Genomic DNA, 20,045 nt, shown 5'->3' with positions numbered 1-20,045 from the left:
TTCTCCCCCTGCTGACGGCAGGGGGAGATATTATCCAACTAAACCAAGGAGCTTTTAAGTGGTTCAACTTGAGGTTTTACTTCAAACGATAGTTTCGGGGCTTCTTCTGGGCGGACTCTATGCGCTGATAGGACTCGGCATGACGCTTATCATGGGCGTTATGAAGATCATCAACCTTGCTCACGGCGAGCTTATGATGGTCGCTATGTACATCGCATACTGGATGTTCACCCTGATGGGCGTAGACCCTTATGTGGCGGTATTTATTGCTTCCCCCGTTCTGTTCGTCATAGGCATTTTGATTCAGAAATATCTTGTAACACCCGTTATCAAGGTAGAGTCTATATTACCTGAAAATCAGGTTATTCTGACCGTGGGGATAGGCATGGTTCTGGTGAGCCTTGCGACAGTGTTTTTCAAATCCGACTACCGTTCCACACCTGTGGACTACGCATCAACAACATGGTATCTCTCTGACTTCTGGGCAAACAGCCCCATTGAGTTATCAGTATCGCTGCTTTGGGCGGTTTCGTTCTTCTTTGCCGTCGCAATCACTCTGGCGCTGTGGTTCTTCCTCAGCAGGACAGATATGGGTAAACAGATCCGAGCTACATCGCAGGACAGCGATGCGGCCATCCTTATGGGTATAAATGTGAACAGAGTGCGTGCACTCAGCTTTGGTCTGGGAGCGGCGATCGTCGGTGCGGCCGGCTGTCTGTTCATCCCTCTTTACTATCTTTATCCGGCACTGGGCGGTCAGTTCACTCTGATTGCCTTCGTAATAACCATCCTCGGAGGTCTGGGTTCGATCATCGGCGCCATTGTCGGCGGTCTCATTCTCGGTGTTTTCGAATCGCTCACCTCAACATATGTGGGCATGGGCTGGGCACCTGTGGGCAGATTCGTTATCTTCGTTGCAGCCCTTGTGTTCCTCCCCGGCGGTATCGCCTCCATACTTAAACGTAAGAGGTTAGGGAAATGAAAAAATACTATCCTTTCATAACTCTGGCGGTACTTCTGGTTCTGCCCCTTGTGGGCTTCAGCACCTATGTTATGCACATCCTGATCCTTCTTCTGATGTGGGCAACAATAGGTATGTCATGGAACCTGCTCTCAGGCTATTGCGGACAGGTTTCGTTCGGTCATGCCGCCTTCTTCGGCATAGGCGCATATACTGCGGGCATCCTTTACAGCAAGGGGGCTATATCCTCCTGGTATGGTCTGCCTTTAAGCGTTCTGGTGGTGGGTGTTTTCGCATTCCTCATCGGGCTTATAGTTCTGCGCCTCAGAGGTCCTTTCTTCGCCCTTGCCACTCTGGCATCCGGTGAGGTTTTCAGGGTCGCCTCCGAAAACATGGCGTGGCTCACAAACGGTACACAGGGTATTATGCTCCAGAAAAGACTCTGGGTCAGCAAAGAGCCCTACTACTACATAATTCTGGCAATCGCAGTAGGTACGTTCATCCTTATGAGATATCTTGTCGGTTCAAAGCTCGGCTATTTCTTCGTGGCCATCCGTGAAGATCAGGACGCAGCAGAATCAATGGGTATCAACACAACACTTTACAAAACCATTGCGCTGGTGGTCAGCGGTATCGTTACCGGAATCGCAGGCGCATTTTACATGAACTACATGGGCTACATCGACCCGCACATCGTTTTCGCACTGCACGACATATCCATCATTACCATTATGATCGTTATGGTGGGCGGAGTTGCGACACAGTGGGGGCCTTTTGTGGGCGCAGTTATCATGGTTCTGCTTCAGGAGATGGTTCGTTCCGTCGAAAGCCTCGGCGCACTTCACATGGCTATCTTCGGTCTGCTGCTCATCTTCATCATCATCTTCCTGCCTAACGGTATCGTGGGCGACCTCAGCAAGATCAAAAGATTCTTCGGTATCGGGAGGGTGAAAGCATGAGCCTGCTTGAAGTTAAAGACGTTTCCAAATATTTCGGAGGACTTGCGGCTGTTTCGGGTGTAAGCTTTAATGTGAATGAAGGCGAGATCCTCGCCATCATCGGCCCCAACGGTGCCGGCAAGACCACGCTTTTCAACGTGATAAACGGTTTCTATAAGCCCTCCAAAGGAGAGATAGTCTTCGAAGGAGCACAGATAGGCGGAAAGAAACCCCACGAAATATGCCTTGCGGGAATGGCGAGAACTTTCCAGATAGTCCGCCCCCTGCGCAGGCTGAGTGTTTTCGACAACGTTCTTGCGTCCGCTTTCCTGCGTGCGAAGAGCAAGGCCGAAGCAGAGAAGATTGCCGAAGAGGTTCTGAAGTTCACCGACCTCTATGAGGACAGAGAAGTCCTTTCAAAGGGGCTTCCTCTGGGCAAGCGTAAGAGACTTGAGATCGCAAGGGCTCTTGCGACCAAGCCCAAACTGCTTCTGCTGGACGAATCCTTTGCTGGGCTTAACCCTGCGGAGCTGGACAAGTCCATCGAAATCATCAGAAATATTAAGAAAAGCGGTATCACCGTAATGATCATCGAGCACCATATGAAGGTTATCATGTCTATTTCAGACAGAATCGTGGTGCTTACATACGGACAGAAGATTGCTGAAGGAACACCTGACGAGATTAGACACAATCAGCAGGTTATCGAAGCATATCTGGGAGAGGCGTAAGATGCTTGAAATTAAGAATATTGACGTATTTTACGGCGACCTGCAGGTAATTCATGACGTTTCCTTCAACGTCGGCAAGGGCGAGGTTGTGGCTCTCATCGGTGCAAACGGTGCGGGCAAGTCAACCATTCTCCGCACCATTTCAGGGCTTGTGGCCCCGAAGGCCGGAAATATCGTATTCGATGGTCAGGCAATCAACAAGCTGCATAACTACAGCCTTATTGAACTCGGACTTGTGCATGTTCCCGAGGCGCGCAGACTGTTCCCTGAAATGACAGTTGAGGAGAACCTCGACATCGGTTCTCTGAGGGGAGATGCGAAAAAACAAAGAAAGGCTAACAAAGACAAGATTTTTGACCTGTTCCCCAGACTGGCGGAACGCCGCAGACAGCTTTCGGGCACACTATCCGGCGGTGAGCAGCAGATGCTTGCCATCGGCAGGGGGCTCATGTCTCTGCCTAAACTCATGATGCTGGACGAACCCTCGCTGGGTCTCGCTCCCATCCTTGTTAAAGAGGTTTTCAGAGTCATCGAGCAGGTTCGCTCCGAAGGTATGACGGTTCTCATCGTTGAGCAGAATGTTAAACAGACCCTCTCCATTGCAGACAGGGCATACGTTCTGGAAAACGGAAAGATAGTCATGAGCGGAATAGCTTCCGACCTTGCAAACGACGAACACGTAAAAGCCGCATATCTCGGCGTATAAGTTTCGGAGGGAAAAATGTACGTTAAAGACTGGATGACACACACGGTCCACACAGTTGATATAAAAGACGGCATCTCAACCGCTGTAAAGCTGATGCACGCCATGAACATCAAGCATGTTCCTGTTATGGATCACGGCAAAGTAGTGGGGCTGATATCCGACAGAGCTCTGAAAGAGTATCTGCCCTCAAAGAGCACCACTCTGGATGTTTTTGAGCTTAACTATCTGCTTGACAGCACAAATGTTAAAGAGCTCATAAAGCATGACCCCATCGTATGCGAACCCTCTCTTCCCATTGAAGAGGCCGCAAACCTGATGCTTGTGGAAGGCATAGGATGTCTGCCTGTTGTGGAAGACGGAAGACTGGTGGGCATCATCTCAGATAAGGACATCTTCAAGGCTCTTGTGGATATCACAGGCGGCAACAAAAAAGGCTACAGGATAACTTTCGTACTCGTTGACAGATCCGGCTCTATAAAAGAGGCCGCAAACGTCATCCGTGACCACAAGTTCGGAATCGAAAGCATCCTCAGTGGCCACGTTGCCAGCGAAGGCATGAGAAAGGTCGTTATCCGCTCCAGAGGAGAGGGTGACGGAGAGGCTATGTGTAAGGCGGTACTTGAAAAGTATCCCGACGCAGAAATCCAGTTTCGCGGGTAGTTGGCGGTTATAACACTTCGCATTTCTTCGTTGTCGGTCAAAAAATATTGCTCATGTACTTAAACGTACACTGCGCATATTTTTCACCCTCCGCCTTGAACTGCTTGGTTCTAACCACCAAATATGAATAACACTTCAAAGGCTCTGCTCCGGCAGAGCCTTTTTGTATCCAGCCCAACGTCACTGCGAATCTTAATGCGGTTGCTTCGTTGCTCTGGTAATGGCGACAGAAGTAAATAAATTATCTATAAAATCTATATTTTTACTTGATAAATAAAAACAGCTGAGTATCATAAGTAATATCAAACCTGAAGAGGTGGCATATGAAACTTTGCATACTGGGCGGACTGAAAAGAAGAGAGAATGACTATGTGGATGTTTGCGCCCGTCTGGGATGCAAAGCGAAGGTCTTTAACGAGGTTACAAAATCTTTTGAAGACAACATAAAATGCACTGACTGCGTTGTGTTTCTCACCGGAATGTCCAGCCACAACATGCTCAATGCCGCCCGCAAAATATGCAGGAAGAGGGGCATCGACTTTGTTGTGACCGACAAGACCAGTCCCGAATCGGTTTCCGGCGTGGTTAGAGACGTTATGACCGCCGCCGGAAGATAATTATTTTTTAGAATAAAGTCCTTTGGGTTCAGTTATAAGATAGACCAGTGCTATTGCGGGCAGAGCGAGTCCTGTCCAGAGTGCCGCTGAAAACCCGTAGGCGGCGTAAACGTATCCGCCTATGGCCGAGCCTGCCGCTCCGCCTCCGAAGAAAGTTGCCATATAAACTCCGTTCAGGCGGCTTCTGAACTCTGCGCCCAGAGAGAAAATCACCCTCTGTCCCATAACCTGATTTGCAATCGCTCCGAAATCCAGCATCACCGCACATACAACGAGCAGAGCAAGCTCAAGGGTTCCGCTGCGTCCTGCCATCTGAGGAAGGGCAATGGCCGCCATCGCTGTGAGTATCGCCGCAGATGACTTGAACTTCGTCACCCCTTTATCGGCTATTCTGCCGGCTATGGGAGCCGCAACAACACCCGCCGCACCCACCAGACCGAAAAGAGCTATATGAGCCTGCGACATGTTATAGGCTGTGCCTGAGAAATACATGGGGACTACTGTCCAGAAGAGGCTGAAAGATGCGAAAAGGCACCCCTGATAGACCGATCTGCGTCTTAAGGCCGGAATTTCAATGAACATCCTGCCCATCGACGCAAGAAGCCTGCCGTAGCTCATATTTGGCTGAGGCATGCGCTTAGGCATCAGTTTATAGAGCACTGCCATGAGCACTGTAAGCGATATTGCTGAAACGATAAATATGGCATGCCATGAAAAAAGCTCCGTAACGATACTGGCAAAGGGTCTGGCCAGCATTACGCCGAGCAGAAGCCCGCTCATAACATAGCCTACGACACGCCCCTGAATCTCCTGCGGGGCGATATGGGCGGCGTAGGGGATGATTATCTGAACCGCCACCGAGCCTATGCCTATCATGAACGAAGCGGCGATGAACTGCGATGCGTCTGATGAAAATGCCGCTCCGAGCAGAGCTAGTATCCCCACCGAAGTTATAGTGATTATAAGTCTGCGGCTTTCGAACATGTCCCCTGTGGGAACAATGAACAGAAGCCCCAGACCGTAGCCTATCTGCGACATTGTAACCAGCAGCCCTGCGGCGGCGGGAGCCATGCCGAGGTCTTTTGAAATGAGGGCCACCAGCGGCTGGGCATAGTAAAGGTTGGCCACTATAAGCCCGCTTGAGACGGCCAGAAGAAGAACTATTGAGCCTGAGAAATGCTTGTTTGCTGTCATGATAACACCATAAAAAAGTAAACTGTACGGTGTAGTATAGTTGGGCGAAGCGTTTTGTCAACACATAAAATAATAATTTGCTTATAGAGAAATAGGCAAGAAAAACATTGAAATGAATATTGTTGAATCGGAAAAAAAGCATATTCTATATACCGTTGATTGATCATCGGAGGTTTGAGATGCTTTACAGAAAAATGCCTAAAACAGGAGACGAGCTCTCCATTCTTGGTTTCGGGGCTATGCGTCTGCCTATGAAGGACGGACAGATAGATGAGGAAAGGGCACTTGCACAGGTGCGGGGAGCCATAGACCGTGGGATCAACTATGTTGACACCGCATGGCCGTACCACTTCGGAGCCAGCGAACCTTTCGTCGGCAGAGCACTGCAGGACGGCTACAGAGACAAGGTATATCTTGCCACAAAGCTCCCCTGCTGGATGGTGAACAGCCGTGAGGAGATGGATAAATATCTTAACGCACAGTTGGAAAGGCTGCAGACAGACCGCATTGACTATTATCTTATGCACAGTCTGGGCTGGGACACATGGAAGAAGATGCTCGACCTGGGCATCCTTGAGTTCATAGACACCATAAAGAAGGATGGCCGTGTGAAGCGTGTGGGCTTTTCTTTCCACAGCGCACCGGAAGAGTTCAACCCCATTGTGGATACATACGACTGGGATTTCGCCCAGATTCAGTTCAACTATCTCGACAGAGACTATCAGGCGGGTCTTGCCGGACTTAAATATCTGGCAGAAAAGAATATCGGCGTTATCATCATGGAACCTCTGCGTGGGGGAAGCCTTGCAAACCCAGTTCAGCCCGACCTTGTTCAGGCGGTATGGGACGAGGCTGATGTTAAGCGCACACCCGTTGAGTGGGCGCTCAGATGGGTATGGAACTATCCTGAGGTGGGCGTGATCCTTTCCGGAATGAACGAAGAGGCGCACATCGACCAGAACATCGCCGTTGCCTGCGAAGCCCATCCCCTTTCCCTTACAGCAAAGGAACTGGAGCTTGTGGACAGAGCCGAGGCGGCGTTCAAAAAGCTGTTGAAGGTTAACTGTACGGGTTGCGAATATTGCCTTCCCTGCCCGGTGGGGGTTAAGATTCCGTCCTGTTTCGAATACTATAACAACAGGTTCCTGTTTGACGACCTGAACACGGCAATGTTCCGCTATGCGATGGTCACAGGAGAGGCGTTCTCGGATAAGCCCAATAATGGGTTTGCCTCACAGTGCGTATCCTGCGGCGAGTGTGTGGACAAATGCCCTCAGGGAATAGCGATTCCAGATGTGCTTCAGGATGTGGTGAACGTTCTTGAGGCAGGGGACTTTCAGGGAAGGGTTGCAGGAGCAAGAGCTTTTGCCAGAAGAACTATCTGATATATAAAAAAAGGGCGGTCAGCTGACCGCCTTCTGGTTGTTGATAAAGTCTAGGTGTTATGAGATTGCCACGTCACTTCGTTCCTCGCAATGATGTAAATAGCTGTCACTGCGAGCGTAGCGCGGCAGTCTCATCAAGGTTGCATGCCAAAAACTTCAGTTTGTCATCAGTCTAAGGGCGGTCAGCTGACCGCCCTTATGGTTTCTTATGTTCTGAAACGTCTGACGAGCATCGACAGGTCTTCGGTCTGTCTTTGCAGGTCGGTGACCGTGTTTGAAACCTCGGTAACGGATATGTTGCTCTGCTCCACTCCGTTCGAGAGTATCTGAGTGTTTCCGTTGATATTGTGGATTGCCTGAACCTGCTCGGAAACGGCTGTCTCAATGTGTCTGCTTGCCTGTGTGATTGTGTTCACTGAGCTGACTATGTTCTCGAACATGCTCTCCGTATTGCGTATAACAACCACTCCCGCCTCAACCTTCTTACTGGCCTCCTGCATGTTCGTGGATGCCACGTTTGACTCCTGCTGAAGGTTTACGATTATGGTCTCGATCTCCTTAATGGCCTTCTGCGAGCGTTCCGCCAGTTTGCGAACCTCGTCCGCAACCACTGCAAAGCCTCTGCCGTGCTCTCCGGCTCTTGCGGCCTCAATTGCGGCATTCAGTGCCAGCAGGTTGGTCTGATCTGCTATATCGTTAATAACATTAAGTATGTTTCCTATCTCTTCGGAAGAGTTCGAAAGTTGGCTGATGGTCTGACCGAGGTTTTCGACCTCGGACTTAATTGACATAACGCTGGAAACGGCTTCCAGAAGCATATTTCGGCCGTCGCTGATGTAGCCGTTGGCCATTTCCGCTTTCTCCGTTACATCCTGAACCGAATGAACAACCTCGGAGGCGGATGTTGACATCTCCTCCGTTGCCGAGGCCACTGCCGAAAGCTGCATTGTCTGCTCATGGAAGTTCTGCGCCAGTCTGTCGGAAGTTGCCGCAAGCTCCGCATTGCCGGATGCTATGCTTTCGGAGTTCATCTTAACAGTGCCTATGATATCTTTCAGCTTGTCTGTGAACGAGTTGAAATGCTGAGCCAGATTTCCTATCTCGTCTTTGGACGTTATCGGAAGTTTTCTGGTCAGGTCGCCTTCTCCGGCGGATATCTCTCTGAGCATATCTGCGGTGGCTCTGATGCTGTTTGTTATTACAGAGCCGAGTTTAAGCCCCACAGCAGCACCGATGATAATGCCGAATATGATGACCCCTATGAAGGAGTATTGCGATGTTGTGAAGGAGCTGTTGGCGAGATTGTGTTCCTCTTCGGCATCTTTGAGGTTAATTTCGGTAAGGGTGTTGATGTTCTCCCTCATGGTTCCGAAAAGCTCGTTTGCCCTGCCGTATGAAAGATCCTCGGCGGCCTCTCTGGATTCGGGCGTATTCTCCGCCGAGAGTTTTAAGACTTCCTGAGAAACAGCTTTCCACTGCGCAAAATCCGCATGGAACTTATCGATATGCTCCTGAGTATGCTCCGATTTGCTGAGATCTTCATATTTCTTGAAACGTGTCAGCGTCTGCTCAAGGTTTTCGTTGTATGAGTCCAGAAAGTCCTTGTATTCCGGAGCGTCAGCAGGGGTAACTGTCAGAGCACGCTCTGCTATGAGAAGCTGGTGAAGGTCTCTGTCCGCTTCGATAAGGTAGTCCATTGAGGGAAGTCTGACCGAAAAAATCGATATTTGCGAGTTATTAATGTTGGTCAGACCAAAATGCCCTATTATCCCGCAGAGCAGCAGCATGATCATGAGCGTGCCCAGAGCGAGATTTATCTTCGTTCTTATTGATAAGTTGCCGAATAAGTTCATATTTCACCTGAATTTTAGGTTATTTGTATTTATCTGAGTATAAATCCATAAAAATGATTATGGAAGTGAATTAACACAAAAATTTGATATTTTTCCGTATAGAGTGAAAAATGAATATCTGGTTAATGATTTTAGAATTATAGATTAATTCGTGTGACAACTCCGTGGAGCTTTTCCGCCGGGAGACGGTAGAACTGCACGAAAGAAGGAGTGACCTTTCTTATGAGGGAATAGAATTTCCAGATGAGATTATCTGTCATGATATCCTCAACACCGTAGAATATTACGTTCTCTTCTATTCCTGCGGATGTTAGTATTTTGTCTATATCTGCGGCGGATTCCATGTATCCCATGCGGATATCGAAAACCTGAAGCCCGTCGGCCAGACTGTCTCTGAACTGCCATTTTATGCCGAAGGGATGGTCGGTTATGTTTACAGATATGAAGATATTCTCTTTGTATATTATGTTGTTAACGAACATTGTCTTGGCAATGTACGGCGGGATGAATTTTATATCGCGGATGAAGAACAGCCCCGTTCCGTCAATTTTTGAAGCGGTGTGATACCGTTCGTTGTACTGAACCAGAAAGTCCTGAATCGGAACCGGCTTGATGGCCTTATACATCTTCCTGCCGCCCTTGGTGTATACGATGATGACCAGAAAGGGAATGGAAGCTATCAGAAGCGACCAGAAGCCTCCGTGGGGTATCTTGAGCATGTTTGAAGAGAGGAACATAATATCGGCAACTGTGACCACTGCTGCAATGCCGGATTTGAAGTAGTTTTTGCGTATGAAAAAGATGGTGGTTATCATTATTCCCGTAACAGTCATTGAGCCTGTAACGGCAAGACCGTATGCCGCCGCCATGTGCCCTGAGCTTTTGAACACGAACATGGCGATGAGCACGCAGACCAGAAGGAACCAGTTTACTGTCTGAATGTATATCTGGGAACGCATCTCGTCGGATGTGTAGTCAACTTTCAGAAGGGGCAGAATGCGTGTGGTGATTGCCTGATACATAACAGAGAACATGCCGCTTATCATGGCCTGCGAAGCTATAACGGTGGCCATGAGGCTGAGTATCAGGAATGGGATGTAAAGCAGGGCCGCCTGAGAATATACCATTTCGAAAAGGATGTTCTTTGCTTCCGTGTGTCCCATGAGAAATGCGCCCTGACCCAGATAGCTGAATATCAGAACAAAGAAGACCATTGACCATGCACGGATTATCGGCGCACGGCCGAAGTGTCCCATATCTGCATAGAGGGCTTCGCCCCCTGTGGCGCAGAGAATTACCTCGGAAAGCACAAAGAAGCCCACTACACCGTGGGTTGCGACAAATTCTATTGCGTAGTATGGGTTTACGGCCAGAAGAACTTCGGGGTGATCTGCAACTGCCGCAACACCAGTTATCAGAAGTGCGCCGAACCACACCAGCATGACAGGGCCGAAGAACACGGCAACTTTTTCAGTTCCTTTGCTCTGGAAGGAGAAGAGGACTATTGCAATGACCGCTGCAATAGCGATCAGAACGCCCTGAGATATCCCTGAAAATGCAGGTATCAGCTTAAGGCCTTCCACAGCGGAAAGAATGCTTATCGCAGGGGTTATAACGCCGTCGCCCACCAGAAGCGAAACGCCTATATATGTCATCAGGGTGAAAAAAGCGACCTTTCTGCCCGATTTCAGCATGGGGTTAAGGATCTCCATCAGAACTATGGTTCCGCCTTCCCCGCGGCGGCTGAGGCTCATGGTAAGCCAGGTGTAGCCCACTGTTACCAGCAGCAGAAGTGTCCAGAAGATAAGGGACAGAACGCCCATTATATTTACTTTTGTGGGTTCAAGAATCAGAAAAATAACTGTAAGGGTGTAGATTGGGCTGGTGCCGATATCACCGAAAACGAGACCAAGAGATTTTAATATCTTGGAGAGATCGCTCCGGTTCAGCATTAAAAAATATATCCTGCGTTAAAAATTGAACACATCCGCATACATACGCCTGTTTCAGGGTACTGTCAATTAAGATTTCTGTATCCTTTTCGGGAAGGATATTTCTGTGGTCAGGCCATTTTGGCTTTCAATTTTCAGTTTTCCGTAAAGCTGTTCGGTGAGGCTCTGTATCAGCATCATGCCCAGTCCGTCCTTCTCCTGATCTTCTTTGGTAAGCCCTTTGCCGTTGTCGCTCACCCTGAGCACAACATCACCCCGCTCCTCTTTCAGGCTTATGCGGATGGCCGGGTTTTCCGTGTCGGTGAAGGCGTGTTTAATGCTGTTGGTCACAAGCTCGTTTATCAGCAGTCCGCAGGTGATCGTCGATGAAATGGGCAGGTCTATTCTGTCAATATCCGTTTCAAAGCGGATCATGCTGCCGGACAGGGTGAACGTTGCAGCGTAATAGTCTATCAGTTTGGAGAAATAGTCCGCCATGTCGATTGTGGAAAGGTCGTCGGACTTATACAGGCAGTCGTGCATCAGCGCCATGGACATTACCCTTGACTGGGCATTCTTCAGAATATCCTGCGCTGACTGCTGTCCCTCCTCTGCAGCATCTGCCTGAAGGGAGAGGATGCCGGAAACTATCTGAAGGTTGTTCTTGACCCTGTGGTGCAGTTCGCTGAGCAGAACGTTCTTCTCCTCCAGCGCCTTTTCAATTGCGGAATCTTTGGCGAGACGCTCCGTTATATCGAAGAAGGAGACCACCGCTCCCGCCGGATAATTATCTAAGAATATCGGCGATACGAACATTTCGCCGGAGAAATCCGCTCCGTCCTTTCTGGTGAAGGTTTCAATGGTGTTGATCCTTGTGCCAGAGCCGATGGACTTAACGATACAGCAGTCTGCGGACTCAACGGGCATCCCCTGCTCGTCCCTTTTGTGGGTGAACATGCTATGGCTTTTGCCCACCAGTTCATCCGCAGGGTATTTCAGTTTTTCCGCCAGAGCGTTGTTTATAAATGTGACTGTTCCCATTCTGTCCACACCGAAAATGCACTCCGAGGCGGACTGGAGGATGGATTCAGTACGGCTGAGAGCGTTGTTCATGGCTTTTTCGTGGTCATGAACCTGTGTGAGCATGCGCACCAGATTCAGATAGCCTATTCTCAGAAGCCCCAGCACAATGAGATATAGAATGATGTGACCGACGTAGGCCGATCTTTTTATATCGTTCTCACCTCGCTTAACTTCTGTTATATCCGTCACAACGCTTATGGCTCCCCTTATGTCGCCAACCTTGTAGCCCTGAAATGCGTGGCATTTGAGGCATGTTTTCTCTATAAAGAACGGAGCCATGAGTTTAAAATCATATTTGGAGTCGTAGCTGTCGGTTTCATAATATTCTTTGCCTGTTTTCAGAACCTGATCCAGAGCGTTCACCTCCCAGCCTTCGGGGATGTTCACCGGATTCAGCAGTCTGTCGCTGACAAGTCTTGTGCGGACTGCTTTCGAGTCTTTGTTCAGCTCGTACATCTGCCGGATCATGTATGCCGGATTAATGAGTGTCAGGGTTCTGCCGTCGGGAAGTTTTATGTCTCTGTCTTTCAGGTGCGACAGGTAAGGGTTGGGGATGGTTGTTGTTGTGACGGTGTAGACACCGCCATGGGCTGAACTCCATTTCCGGAACATCTTGTCCTTTTCCAGAGCCATTCGCCCCTGAGCCAGAGCGGTTATGGTGGTGTTCTGTTCGGCAGTGCGTATCGTCCAGACCAGTGACCATGCGGCAACAGCTGTCCACGCAAAAACCAGAATCACAAAATAATTCTTAATCATGCTGACGCTGTTATGCTGTGTCATGTTTGCACCCTGAATAGATTATAGCATTTTTATTTCATCAATGAAGATTATTTTAATAAGATGCACTTGTCGTTTGCGTAAATATGAGTAATAATTACAGTATCAAACATCTAAGTGCGGTGTGTGTTATGAATGTTCAGGATATCACAGTTCTGTATGTTGAGGATGAAGCAATAACCCGTATGTACTTTTCACGCATGCTTTCAAAGCGTGTCAAGGAAGTTCTGCTGGCTAAGGACGGACAGGACGGACTTGAAAAAGTGGAAGAGAGTGCTCCGGATCTCATTATAACCGACATCAACATGCCTGTGATGGACGGCAGGGAGATGGTGCGCCGTCTGCGTGAGAACGGATGTGCCATCCCGATAATAGCCCTTACCGCCTATGAATATACCAAAGACGAACTGTGTGTTAACGATGTTATCCGCAAGCCCGTCAACCTTGAAAGACTTATGAGCAGTATCTCCAGCGCAATGCCCTGAGACTGCCGTACTGTTTTTGTCAAAACCCCAACTTAACACCCCTCAGACATAACTTTTACTCAATTCTGTAATATGCTTATACCATCGAATACGATGGAGGAGCACATGAAAAAATTCATTCTTGCGTCACTGCTGCTTTTGGCGGCGGCATCGCTCTACGCACTTGACACAAAACCGCCGTTTGAACCCGAAAAGGGGATGAAAATGCCGCGTCCTGAGATCGGACATCAGGAAAGAAAGGATATGCCCGCACCCGTCAGCCTTTCGCAGGGCGAAGCTAAGGCTGCTTTTACAAAATTCCTGTCGGAAAACCTGAAAGGCTATGCCGTTGTTGAAACAGCCACAATAGTTATGCCCTTCGGCAATATGCATCAGGCTCTTGTAAAGGATGTTTCCGGCAACAGATTCTATCTTAACATCATGCCGGACGGAAACGTTTCTCCGGAGCTGATGATAGCACAATGACATCTGTAAAGGCGGTCTGAACGACCGCCTTTATATTTAATCCTGATTAAATACGGACAAGCCTTATAAGCCCTGTTTTTATGGTTTTTTCCGAAGAATCTCAGCTTTTAAAGGTTCTCCGCCTTATTTTTCTCACAAGGAAAAACAGCCCCCTGACAGTAATATACCATTCCGGTTCACCGGCCTTAACAATCTTTACTTTATATTAATATCATTAACACCATTCTGACAAAATTACAGGTATAACTCATATAAGCAATATTCCTAATTGGCGTTTTGACAAATAAAAGGAGGAAAGATGTTGCGAATGACAAAGTTTATTTTGGTCGTTGCGATGACAGCAATGGTAATGCTGTTTGCATCATCCGCTATGGCCGCAATGGAAAAACCCGTCAATGCTAAGCAGTGCTACGAGTGCCATGACGTAGTTAAAGAACTGCATGCAGGCGGAAAACACAAAAACGTTAACTGCGTAAACTGCCACTCCGGACTGAAAGAGCACCTTGCGGACTCTTCCAAGCGTCCTATGGTAGACACTTCATGGGAAGCCTGCGGAAAGTGCCACAAGAACCAGCACGACAGCTTCCTGAAAGTTAACAAACACCGTCCTGCCAGAGATGAAAAATCTCAGCTGACAAACAGAGCACCCAACCCCTTCTGGGACAAACTGATGATGGGTCACGGTTTCACAAAAGAGCACGCTCTTACAAGAAGCCACCCCTTCATGCTTCTGGATCAGATCATTGTCGACAGAGCTGCCGGCGGCAGATTCCAGCCCAAAAACGGCTGGGAATATGTTAACGACAAACCCGGAAAAATCTGGGATTCAATCGTCGACAAAGAGCCCTCCACAGGCGACCAGAAAGTATTCATGAGACAGACTGCAACAGCGGTTAACCCCGTTTGCTTCCAGTGTAAAACTCAGGACCATATCCTTGACTGGCCCTACCTTGGCGACCCCACTGTAGGCGCACCTTTCTCCAGAAAGAGCAAGCCTGTTGAGATGATCCAGACTAAAAAGATCCAGCACGGTCTTAACTGCTTCACTTGCCACGATCCTCACTCTGCCAAACCGAGAATCGTAAGAGATGCCCTTATTCAGGCTCTCACAAGACCCGAAGCGGACACTCTGTGGCACAAAGACCCCAACCGTACAAACTTCAAAGTTTACGACATGGGTATGAGAGGCTACACAAGAAAGATCGCTATTCTTGAAAAATATGACACAAGACTTCAGTGCGGTCAGTGCCACGTTGAGTACAACTGCAACCCCGGCACAGACTCTAAATCAGGCAAACCCGTCACATTTGACGACCCCAGAACTAACCACTTCCCCTTCAAGGGAGCTCTGGACCTGTATGAGCACTATGAAAACCAGATCAAGTTCTACGACTTCAAACATGCCCTCACAGGCGGCTACCTGTGGAAAGGACAGCACCCCGAGTCAGAGTCCTACTATAACTCTGTACACGCTAAAGCCGGCGTAGGATGCGACACTTGCCACACTCCCAAAGTGAAAGGCAAAGACGGCAAGATGTACACATCTCACTATGCTGTCACTCCTAAAGACAACATCAAGGCTTCCTGCCTCACAGGCAAATGCTACACAGGCTGGAACGAGAAGGATGCAGTTTATGCAATCGACTCTGTAAAAGCTTATACTAAAGGCAAAATGAGAAAAGCTGAGTTCTGGCTGTCCTCACTCATCGACAAGATAGTTGAAGGTAAAAAAGCCGGACTTGACGCCGCTGTTATCAAGCAGGCTCAGGATCAGCACCTCAGAGCACACATCCTTTGGGAATACTGGACAGCTGAAAACTCTGACGGCTTCCACAACCCCGAAATGGCCAGAGAGTCTCTGACCAAATCTATGGATGAGTCTCAGAAAGGTATCAAGATCATCAACGATGCTCTTGACGCTAAAGCAGCTTCAGCAGCCGCACCTGCCGCAGCACCCGCTGCGAAGTAACAGACAATCATATATCGGGGGACTGAAAGGTCCCCCGTTTTTCTTCTCCTAATCATAAGATACTATTTTATTGGAAACGGATGCCGTTTGTGGCATTCTATAATCTGAGGTGTACCTTGAAAAGGATACTTGACTTTTTCGCTTCCGTTAAACTTGCAATGTTTCTTTTTATCATGATAGCTTTAGGCTCATCAATCGGTACGTTTGTCCAGCAGAACGACTCAGGCTCAAAGGCGGTGTTCTGGCTTTCGGACAAACTGGGAATGACCCACGAACAGGTCTATAACTTTCTGGTGAAGGCCGGAATAGCCGACCTCTATTCGTCATGGTGGTTCATTACCCTGCTTGTGCTCTTCGGGCTGAACCTGACAGTATGCACATTTTACAGGCTTTCCCATGTGTACCGTCAGCTTAAGACACCTGTCACGGTAAACAGGAATATATTCGATAACTCGTCAAACTCGGTGACATTCGAGGCGGACGACGATGCGGAAGCCAAGGTTCGCTCATTTCTGAAAAACTACAGCACTGTTGAAGAGACCGACGGCAAAACCCTTTACCTTGCCGCAGAGAAAGGCCGTTTCAGCAGAAGCGGTGTTTACATAACCCACCTCGGGATCATGGTTATCCTCATTGCCGCACTGGCGGGGATCATCTTCGGATTCAAAGGCAATCTGGGTGTTATCGAAGGCCAGAGCGACGACGTTGTGGTTTTTGCGGACGGCAAGACAAAACCTCTTCCCTTTGCGGTTCGTCTGGATAACTTCGATGTAAAATACTACAAAGATTCCGTTAAGGCGGAGCTCTACCGTTCGGATATCACAATAATAGACAACAAAAAAGAAACTCAGGCGCAGATACTTGTAAACTCGCCCGTTTCATACAAAGGCTACAGGCTGTTCCAGACCAACTTCGGATTCTATGCGAACAAGGATCTTTCTTTCATAATGAACACCGGAAAAAAAGGTCAGGTCAAACAGATAGCCGCCTCTTTCGGTAAAAAATTCACAGTTCCCGGCACCGAGATATCGGCAGAGGTTGTGGATTTTGCTCCCTCTCTGGGACAGGATGAAAAGGGAAGGCTGGTTAACTTCAACACCCTTATGATGAACCCCGCAGTTCTCATTGAAGTTTTTGACGAGAACGAGGTTTCACTCGGAACGAAATGGGTGTTCAACGCATATCCCGAATCAGGACTTTTCAACGACGTCAGCATCCAGTTTGAGGATGTCAGAGGGGCACAGTATTCGGTTCTTTCCGTAACCTACGATCCTGCTGAATATATCGTTTATGTGGGATTCTTCATCCTCGGCCTCGGAGTTGTAATCGCTTTTTATTTCCGCCACGAGCGCATCTGGGTGCGCATAACGGAAACGGAAGGCAAAACAGAGGTTTCGGCCTGTGCCGACAGAAGCAAGTTCAAATCATCCGTTCCGGAACTGCTTGAAAAACTTAAAAACTCAACCCTGTAAGAAGGTTATATATGAATAGCTCTGTTTTATTCGGAATCGCCAGTATAACATACATGCTCACAATGGCGGTCTACGTTGCCTACCTCATTCTGAAAAAAGAGGTTATCGGCAAGGTTGCGTCATGGGCCGTGATATCCGGCTTCGTCTGCCACACCGTGGCATTTCTCCTGCGCTGGGCGGAGTTTTCCAACTCGTTCGAGCTGGGTTTCTTCCATTCCATACCGATAACAAACCTTTATGAGTCCCTGCTGTTCTTCGCATGGTGCATCATACTAGGCAACATCTATATCGAAAGACGCTACAAAACAAAATTCCTCGGCGCATTCCTGACCGCAATTGCGGGCATGGCTGTAGCGTTCGTTGATACTGTGGGCGCAGCGAAGGGTATTCAGCCCCTTGTTCCCGCACTTAAGAGCAACTGGCTTCTGGCGCATGCCACAATGAGCTTCGTTGCCTATTCCGCATTTTCGCTGTCGTTTGTTGCGGCGGTTCTGCATCTGGCCTCTCTGCGTCTTCCACGCAAAAACGGAGTGTACATTTTCTGGACGGTTGCACTGGGTACGTTTGTATTCATTACACTGCTTATCTTCGGCGACTTTGCGGCGGCTATGTCGGCAAAGGCTGTTGAAGGCACATACAAACCCCTTTACTACACGTTTAAAAAGATGAGCACAGGCGGAATATTCGGCGTTTTTGCCGTCTATGTTCTTTTCTGTGCGGTTTCATGGATTCTTGGCGGCAGACTGGCAAACCTTATGGACAGGTTCGAGCTGAACGGAAAGATGATGGAGGAGCTGACCTACAAGATGGTTTCGGTGGGTTTCCCTATTTTCACCGTAGGAGGACTTATCTTCGGCGCCGTCTGGGCCGACAAGGCTTGGGGACGCTACTGGGCATGGGATCCCAAGGAGACCTGGGCACTCATTACATGGCTTATCTATGCGTTCTATCTCCACGCCAGATACGTTAAGGAGTGGACAGGCGCAAGGGCTTCCGCAGTTGCGGTTGCCGGATTCATCTGCACCATATTTACCTATGTGGGAGTAAACCTGCTGATTTCAGGCCTCCATTCCTACGGCGGGCTGTAATAGGCGGTCATATGCCACGCATCTGACCACCCCGTGATGCCCGTCTCTGCGAGCCGATGTAATCGGCGTGGCAGTCTTCAAAGCTCAGCAAGCGTGGAAGATTGCTTCACCCGTAAAGGGTTTGCAAAGACAAGAGGCTACGCCTCAGACTGAGATTCATAATATCTATTGAAATTATCGCTCCTGACATGTACATTATATTGAACATGTTGGGGGCGATATCATGAAAGTCATTAATTTCACCGAAGCAAGAAACAATCTGAAATCTGTTCTCGACACAGTTGTTGAGGATGCCGACTACGCAATAATCACCCGCAGGGATGCTGAGGATACAGTTGTAATGTCGCTGGATACCTTCAACAGCATGATGGAGACGTTCCACCTGCTTAAAACTCCTGCCAACGCCGCACATCTGATGAAGTCTGCGGCTCAGTACAGACAGGGGGAAACGAAAGTCAGGGAACTGACTGATGACTAAGCTGGTCGCATGGACCGAGGAAGCATGGGAAGATTACGTCTGGTGGCAGTCGCAGGACAGAAAGACGCTTAAAAGAATAAATCTGCTGGTAAGAGACACTCTGCGTGAGCCTTTCGGCGGAATAGGAAAGCCCGAAGCTCTCAGGGAGAATCTGTCCGGTTTCTGGTCAAAGCGGATGGACGATACTAACAGGCTTGTTTATGCTGTTGAAGAGGATAAATTGGTTATCATTTCCTGCCGCTATCATTATTAATTGTTGGGTAAAAAAGGGGAGCCGCAAAGCTCCCATCAGACTGATGACAAACTGAAGTTTCAGGCATGCCACCGTGATGAGACTGCCGCGCTACGCTCGCAGTGACAGTTATTTACGTCATTGCGAGGAACGAAGTGACGTGGCAATCTCATAACACTAAGACTTTGTCAACAACCCGAGGGGAGGCGCAAAGCTCCCCTTCTGTTATTTTGTGATATGAATATCCATCTGCGGATAGGGTATAGCTATCTTCTCTTCATCAAAGCGTATCTTGACCGTTTCCAGCGTATCGAAATATACGTTCCAGTATTCGTCTGTTTTCACCCACAGCCTGTAGGCAAAGTTGACGCTGTTGTCGGCCAGAGCCGCAACCGCTATAGTGGGGGCGGGGTCTTTCAAGACTCTTTCGTCCTTTTCAACTATTTCAGCCAGAATTTCCTTAACCTTTTTGATGTCGCTCTCGTAGCTGACGCCGATGGTCAGATCCACCCGTCTGGTGTCGTTTGCGGAATAGTTTGTTATGCTGTTGCTTATTATTGCGGAGTTAGGCACGATTATAGCTTTGTTGTCAGCTGTTTTCAGCTGTGTTGTAAAAATTCCTATGATCTCGGCCGTGCCGGTTGTTCCTGCGGCCTCTATTGTGTCGCCTATTACGAACGGGCGGAAGATTATTATCATAACCCCTGCGGCAAAGTTGGACAGTGAATCTTTAAGGGCCAGACCGACGGCCAGACCCGCAGTTGCCAGAACCGCCACGATGGAGGTTGTCTCGATGCCCAGCTGGTTCAGTGCGGCTATGACCACAACGGTCATACCCAGATAATATATCAAACCCGAAAGGAACTTGGAAAGCGTCATGTCCATCCGCCCCTTTTCCATAAGGCGCAGGCAGAACTTGGACAGATACCTTGCAGCATACCTTCCGATGACCACCAGCAGAATGGCAAAGATTATCTGCCATGCGTAGGTTGTAAGATCCGGTAGAATATCACTCATTTA

At 48.7% G+C, this 20,045-nt stretch carries 19 protein-coding genes; 14 read left to right on the top strand and 5 right to left on the bottom strand.

Going from position 1 to position 20,045, the window contains the following annotated elements; translation table 11 throughout:
• Nucleotides 1–58 precede the first annotated feature (58 nt).
• From C8D98_RS11230 to C8D98_RS11205, 6 genes are all read left to right on the top strand, one after another.
• The gene (locus tag C8D98_RS11230) at nt 59–982 is read left to right on the top strand and encodes a branched-chain amino acid ABC transporter permease (RefSeq protein WP_132874254.1); all 924 of its coding nucleotides are present in this window, start codon (nt 59–61) and stop codon (nt 980–982) included.
• On the top strand, nt 979–1,920 hold the full coding sequence (locus C8D98_RS11225) for a branched-chain amino acid ABC transporter permease (RefSeq protein WP_132874253.1): 942 nt from the start codon (nt 979–981) through the stop codon (nt 1,918–1,920). The genes C8D98_RS11230 and C8D98_RS11225 overlap by 4 nt, the downstream gene beginning before the upstream one ends.
• Nucleotides 1,917–2,630: an ABC transporter ATP-binding protein gene (locus tag C8D98_RS11220; protein ID WP_132874252.1), complete on the top strand. Its 714-nt coding sequence runs from the start codon at nt 1,917–1,919 to the stop codon at nt 2,628–2,630. Before C8D98_RS11225 ends, C8D98_RS11220 begins: the two co-directional genes overlap by 4 nt.
• A 1-nt stretch (nt 2,631) precedes the next feature.
• A complete protein-coding gene (locus C8D98_RS11215; RefSeq protein WP_132874251.1) occupies nt 2,632–3,336 on the top strand; it encodes an ABC transporter ATP-binding protein in 705 nt (234 codons plus the stop codon).
• Nucleotides 3,337–3,351: 15 nt separating this feature from the next.
• Complete coding sequence (locus tag C8D98_RS11210) at nt 3,352–3,996, top strand: CBS and ACT domain-containing protein (RefSeq protein WP_132874250.1); 645 nt, start codon at nt 3,352–3,354, stop codon at nt 3,994–3,996.
• A 323-nt stretch (nt 3,997–4,319) separates the two neighbouring features.
• On the top strand, nt 4,320–4,613 hold the full coding sequence (locus tag C8D98_RS11205) for a DUF2325 domain-containing protein (protein WP_132874249.1): 294 nt from the start codon (nt 4,320–4,322) through the stop codon (nt 4,611–4,613).
• Here the strand turns inward: C8D98_RS11205 and C8D98_RS11200 are convergent, their stop codons facing one another.
• Nucleotides 4,614–5,807, bottom strand: coding sequence for an MFS transporter (locus tag C8D98_RS11200; protein WP_132874248.1), 1,194 nt, complete (start codon nt 5,805–5,807; stop codon nt 4,614–4,616).
• A gap of 179 nt (nt 5,808–5,986) precedes the next feature.
• Between C8D98_RS11200 and C8D98_RS11195 the strand changes: the two genes are divergently transcribed.
• Nucleotides 5,987–7,192, top strand: a complete 1,206-nt coding sequence (locus C8D98_RS11195) for an aldo/keto reductase (RefSeq protein ID WP_132874247.1) — start codon at nt 5,987–5,989, stop codon at nt 7,190–7,192.
• Nucleotides 7,193–7,398: 206 nt separating this feature from the next.
• Here C8D98_RS11195 and C8D98_RS11190 read toward each other — a convergent pair whose 3' ends face one another.
• The 3 genes from C8D98_RS11190 to C8D98_RS11180 all read right to left on the bottom strand — a co-directional run bounded on the left by C8D98_RS11190 (nt 7,399) and on the right by C8D98_RS11180 (nt 12,839).
• The gene (locus tag C8D98_RS11190) at nt 7,399–9,045 is read right to left on the bottom strand and encodes a methyl-accepting chemotaxis protein (RefSeq protein WP_132874246.1); all 1,647 of its coding nucleotides are present in this window, start codon (nt 9,043–9,045) and stop codon (nt 7,399–7,401) included.
• Nucleotides 9,046–9,182: 137 nt separating this feature from the next.
• Nucleotides 9,183–10,997, bottom strand: a complete 1,815-nt coding sequence (locus C8D98_RS11185; RefSeq protein WP_132874245.1) for a KUP/HAK/KT family potassium transporter — start codon at nt 10,995–10,997, stop codon at nt 9,183–9,185.
• Between the two features lie 69 nt (nt 10,998–11,066).
• Nucleotides 11,067–12,839, bottom strand: coding sequence for a histidine kinase dimerization/phosphoacceptor domain -containing protein (locus C8D98_RS11180; protein ID WP_132874244.1), 1,773 nt, complete (start codon nt 12,837–12,839; stop codon nt 11,067–11,069).
• A gap of 128 nt (nt 12,840–12,967) precedes the next feature.
• On the opposite strand from C8D98_RS11180, the gene C8D98_RS11175 reads away from it, so the two are divergent.
• The 7 genes from C8D98_RS11175 to C8D98_RS11145 all read left to right on the top strand — a co-directional run bounded on the left by C8D98_RS11175 (nt 12,968) and on the right by C8D98_RS11145 (nt 19,046).
• Nucleotides 12,968–13,321, top strand: coding sequence for a response regulator (locus C8D98_RS11175; protein WP_165871298.1), 354 nt, complete (start codon nt 12,968–12,970; stop codon nt 13,319–13,321).
• Nucleotides 13,322–13,426: 105 nt separating this feature from the next.
• Nucleotides 13,427–13,786: a hypothetical protein gene (locus C8D98_RS11170; RefSeq protein WP_132874242.1), complete on the top strand. Its 360-nt coding sequence runs from the start codon at nt 13,427–13,429 to the stop codon at nt 13,784–13,786.
• A 307-nt stretch (nt 13,787–14,093) separates the two neighbouring features.
• Nucleotides 14,094–15,755, top strand: coding sequence for an ammonia-forming cytochrome c nitrite reductase subunit c552 (locus C8D98_RS11165; RefSeq protein WP_165871297.1), 1,662 nt, complete (start codon nt 14,094–14,096; stop codon nt 15,753–15,755).
• A 116-nt stretch (nt 15,756–15,871) separates the two neighbouring features.
• Complete coding sequence (gene resB, locus C8D98_RS11160; RefSeq protein ID WP_165871296.1) at nt 15,872–17,227, top strand: cytochrome c biogenesis protein ResB; 1,356 nt, start codon at nt 15,872–15,874, stop codon at nt 17,225–17,227.
• 11 nt (nt 17,228–17,238) lie between these two features.
• On the top strand, nt 17,239–18,315 hold the full coding sequence (gene ccsB, locus C8D98_RS11155; protein ID WP_132874239.1) for a c-type cytochrome biogenesis protein CcsB: 1,077 nt from the start codon (nt 17,239–17,241) through the stop codon (nt 18,313–18,315).
• A 223-nt stretch (nt 18,316–18,538) separates the two neighbouring features.
• Nucleotides 18,539–18,793, top strand: a complete 255-nt coding sequence (locus C8D98_RS11150; RefSeq protein ID WP_132874238.1) for a type II toxin-antitoxin system Phd/YefM family antitoxin — start codon at nt 18,539–18,541, stop codon at nt 18,791–18,793.
• Nucleotides 18,786–19,046, top strand: coding sequence for a Txe/YoeB family addiction module toxin (locus C8D98_RS11145; RefSeq protein WP_132874237.1), 261 nt, complete (start codon nt 18,786–18,788; stop codon nt 19,044–19,046). The genes C8D98_RS11150 and C8D98_RS11145 overlap by 8 nt, the downstream gene beginning before the upstream one ends.
• Nucleotides 19,047–19,250: 204 nt before the next feature.
• On the opposite strand, the gene C8D98_RS11140 is transcribed toward C8D98_RS11145, so the two are convergent.
• Nucleotides 19,251–20,042, bottom strand: coding sequence for a mechanosensitive ion channel family protein (locus tag C8D98_RS11140; protein WP_132874236.1), 792 nt, complete (start codon nt 20,040–20,042; stop codon nt 19,251–19,253).
• Nucleotides 20,043–20,045: the final 3 nt, after the last annotated feature.

This window comes from Seleniivibrio woodruffii, assembly GCF_004339245.1.
Lineage (GTDB): Bacteria > Chrysiogenota > Deferribacteres > Deferribacterales > Geovibrionaceae > Seleniivibrio > Seleniivibrio woodruffii.
The sequence above is the reverse complement of the archived record's forward strand: the minus strand, read 5'-3'. Positions and strand labels throughout refer to the sequence as shown.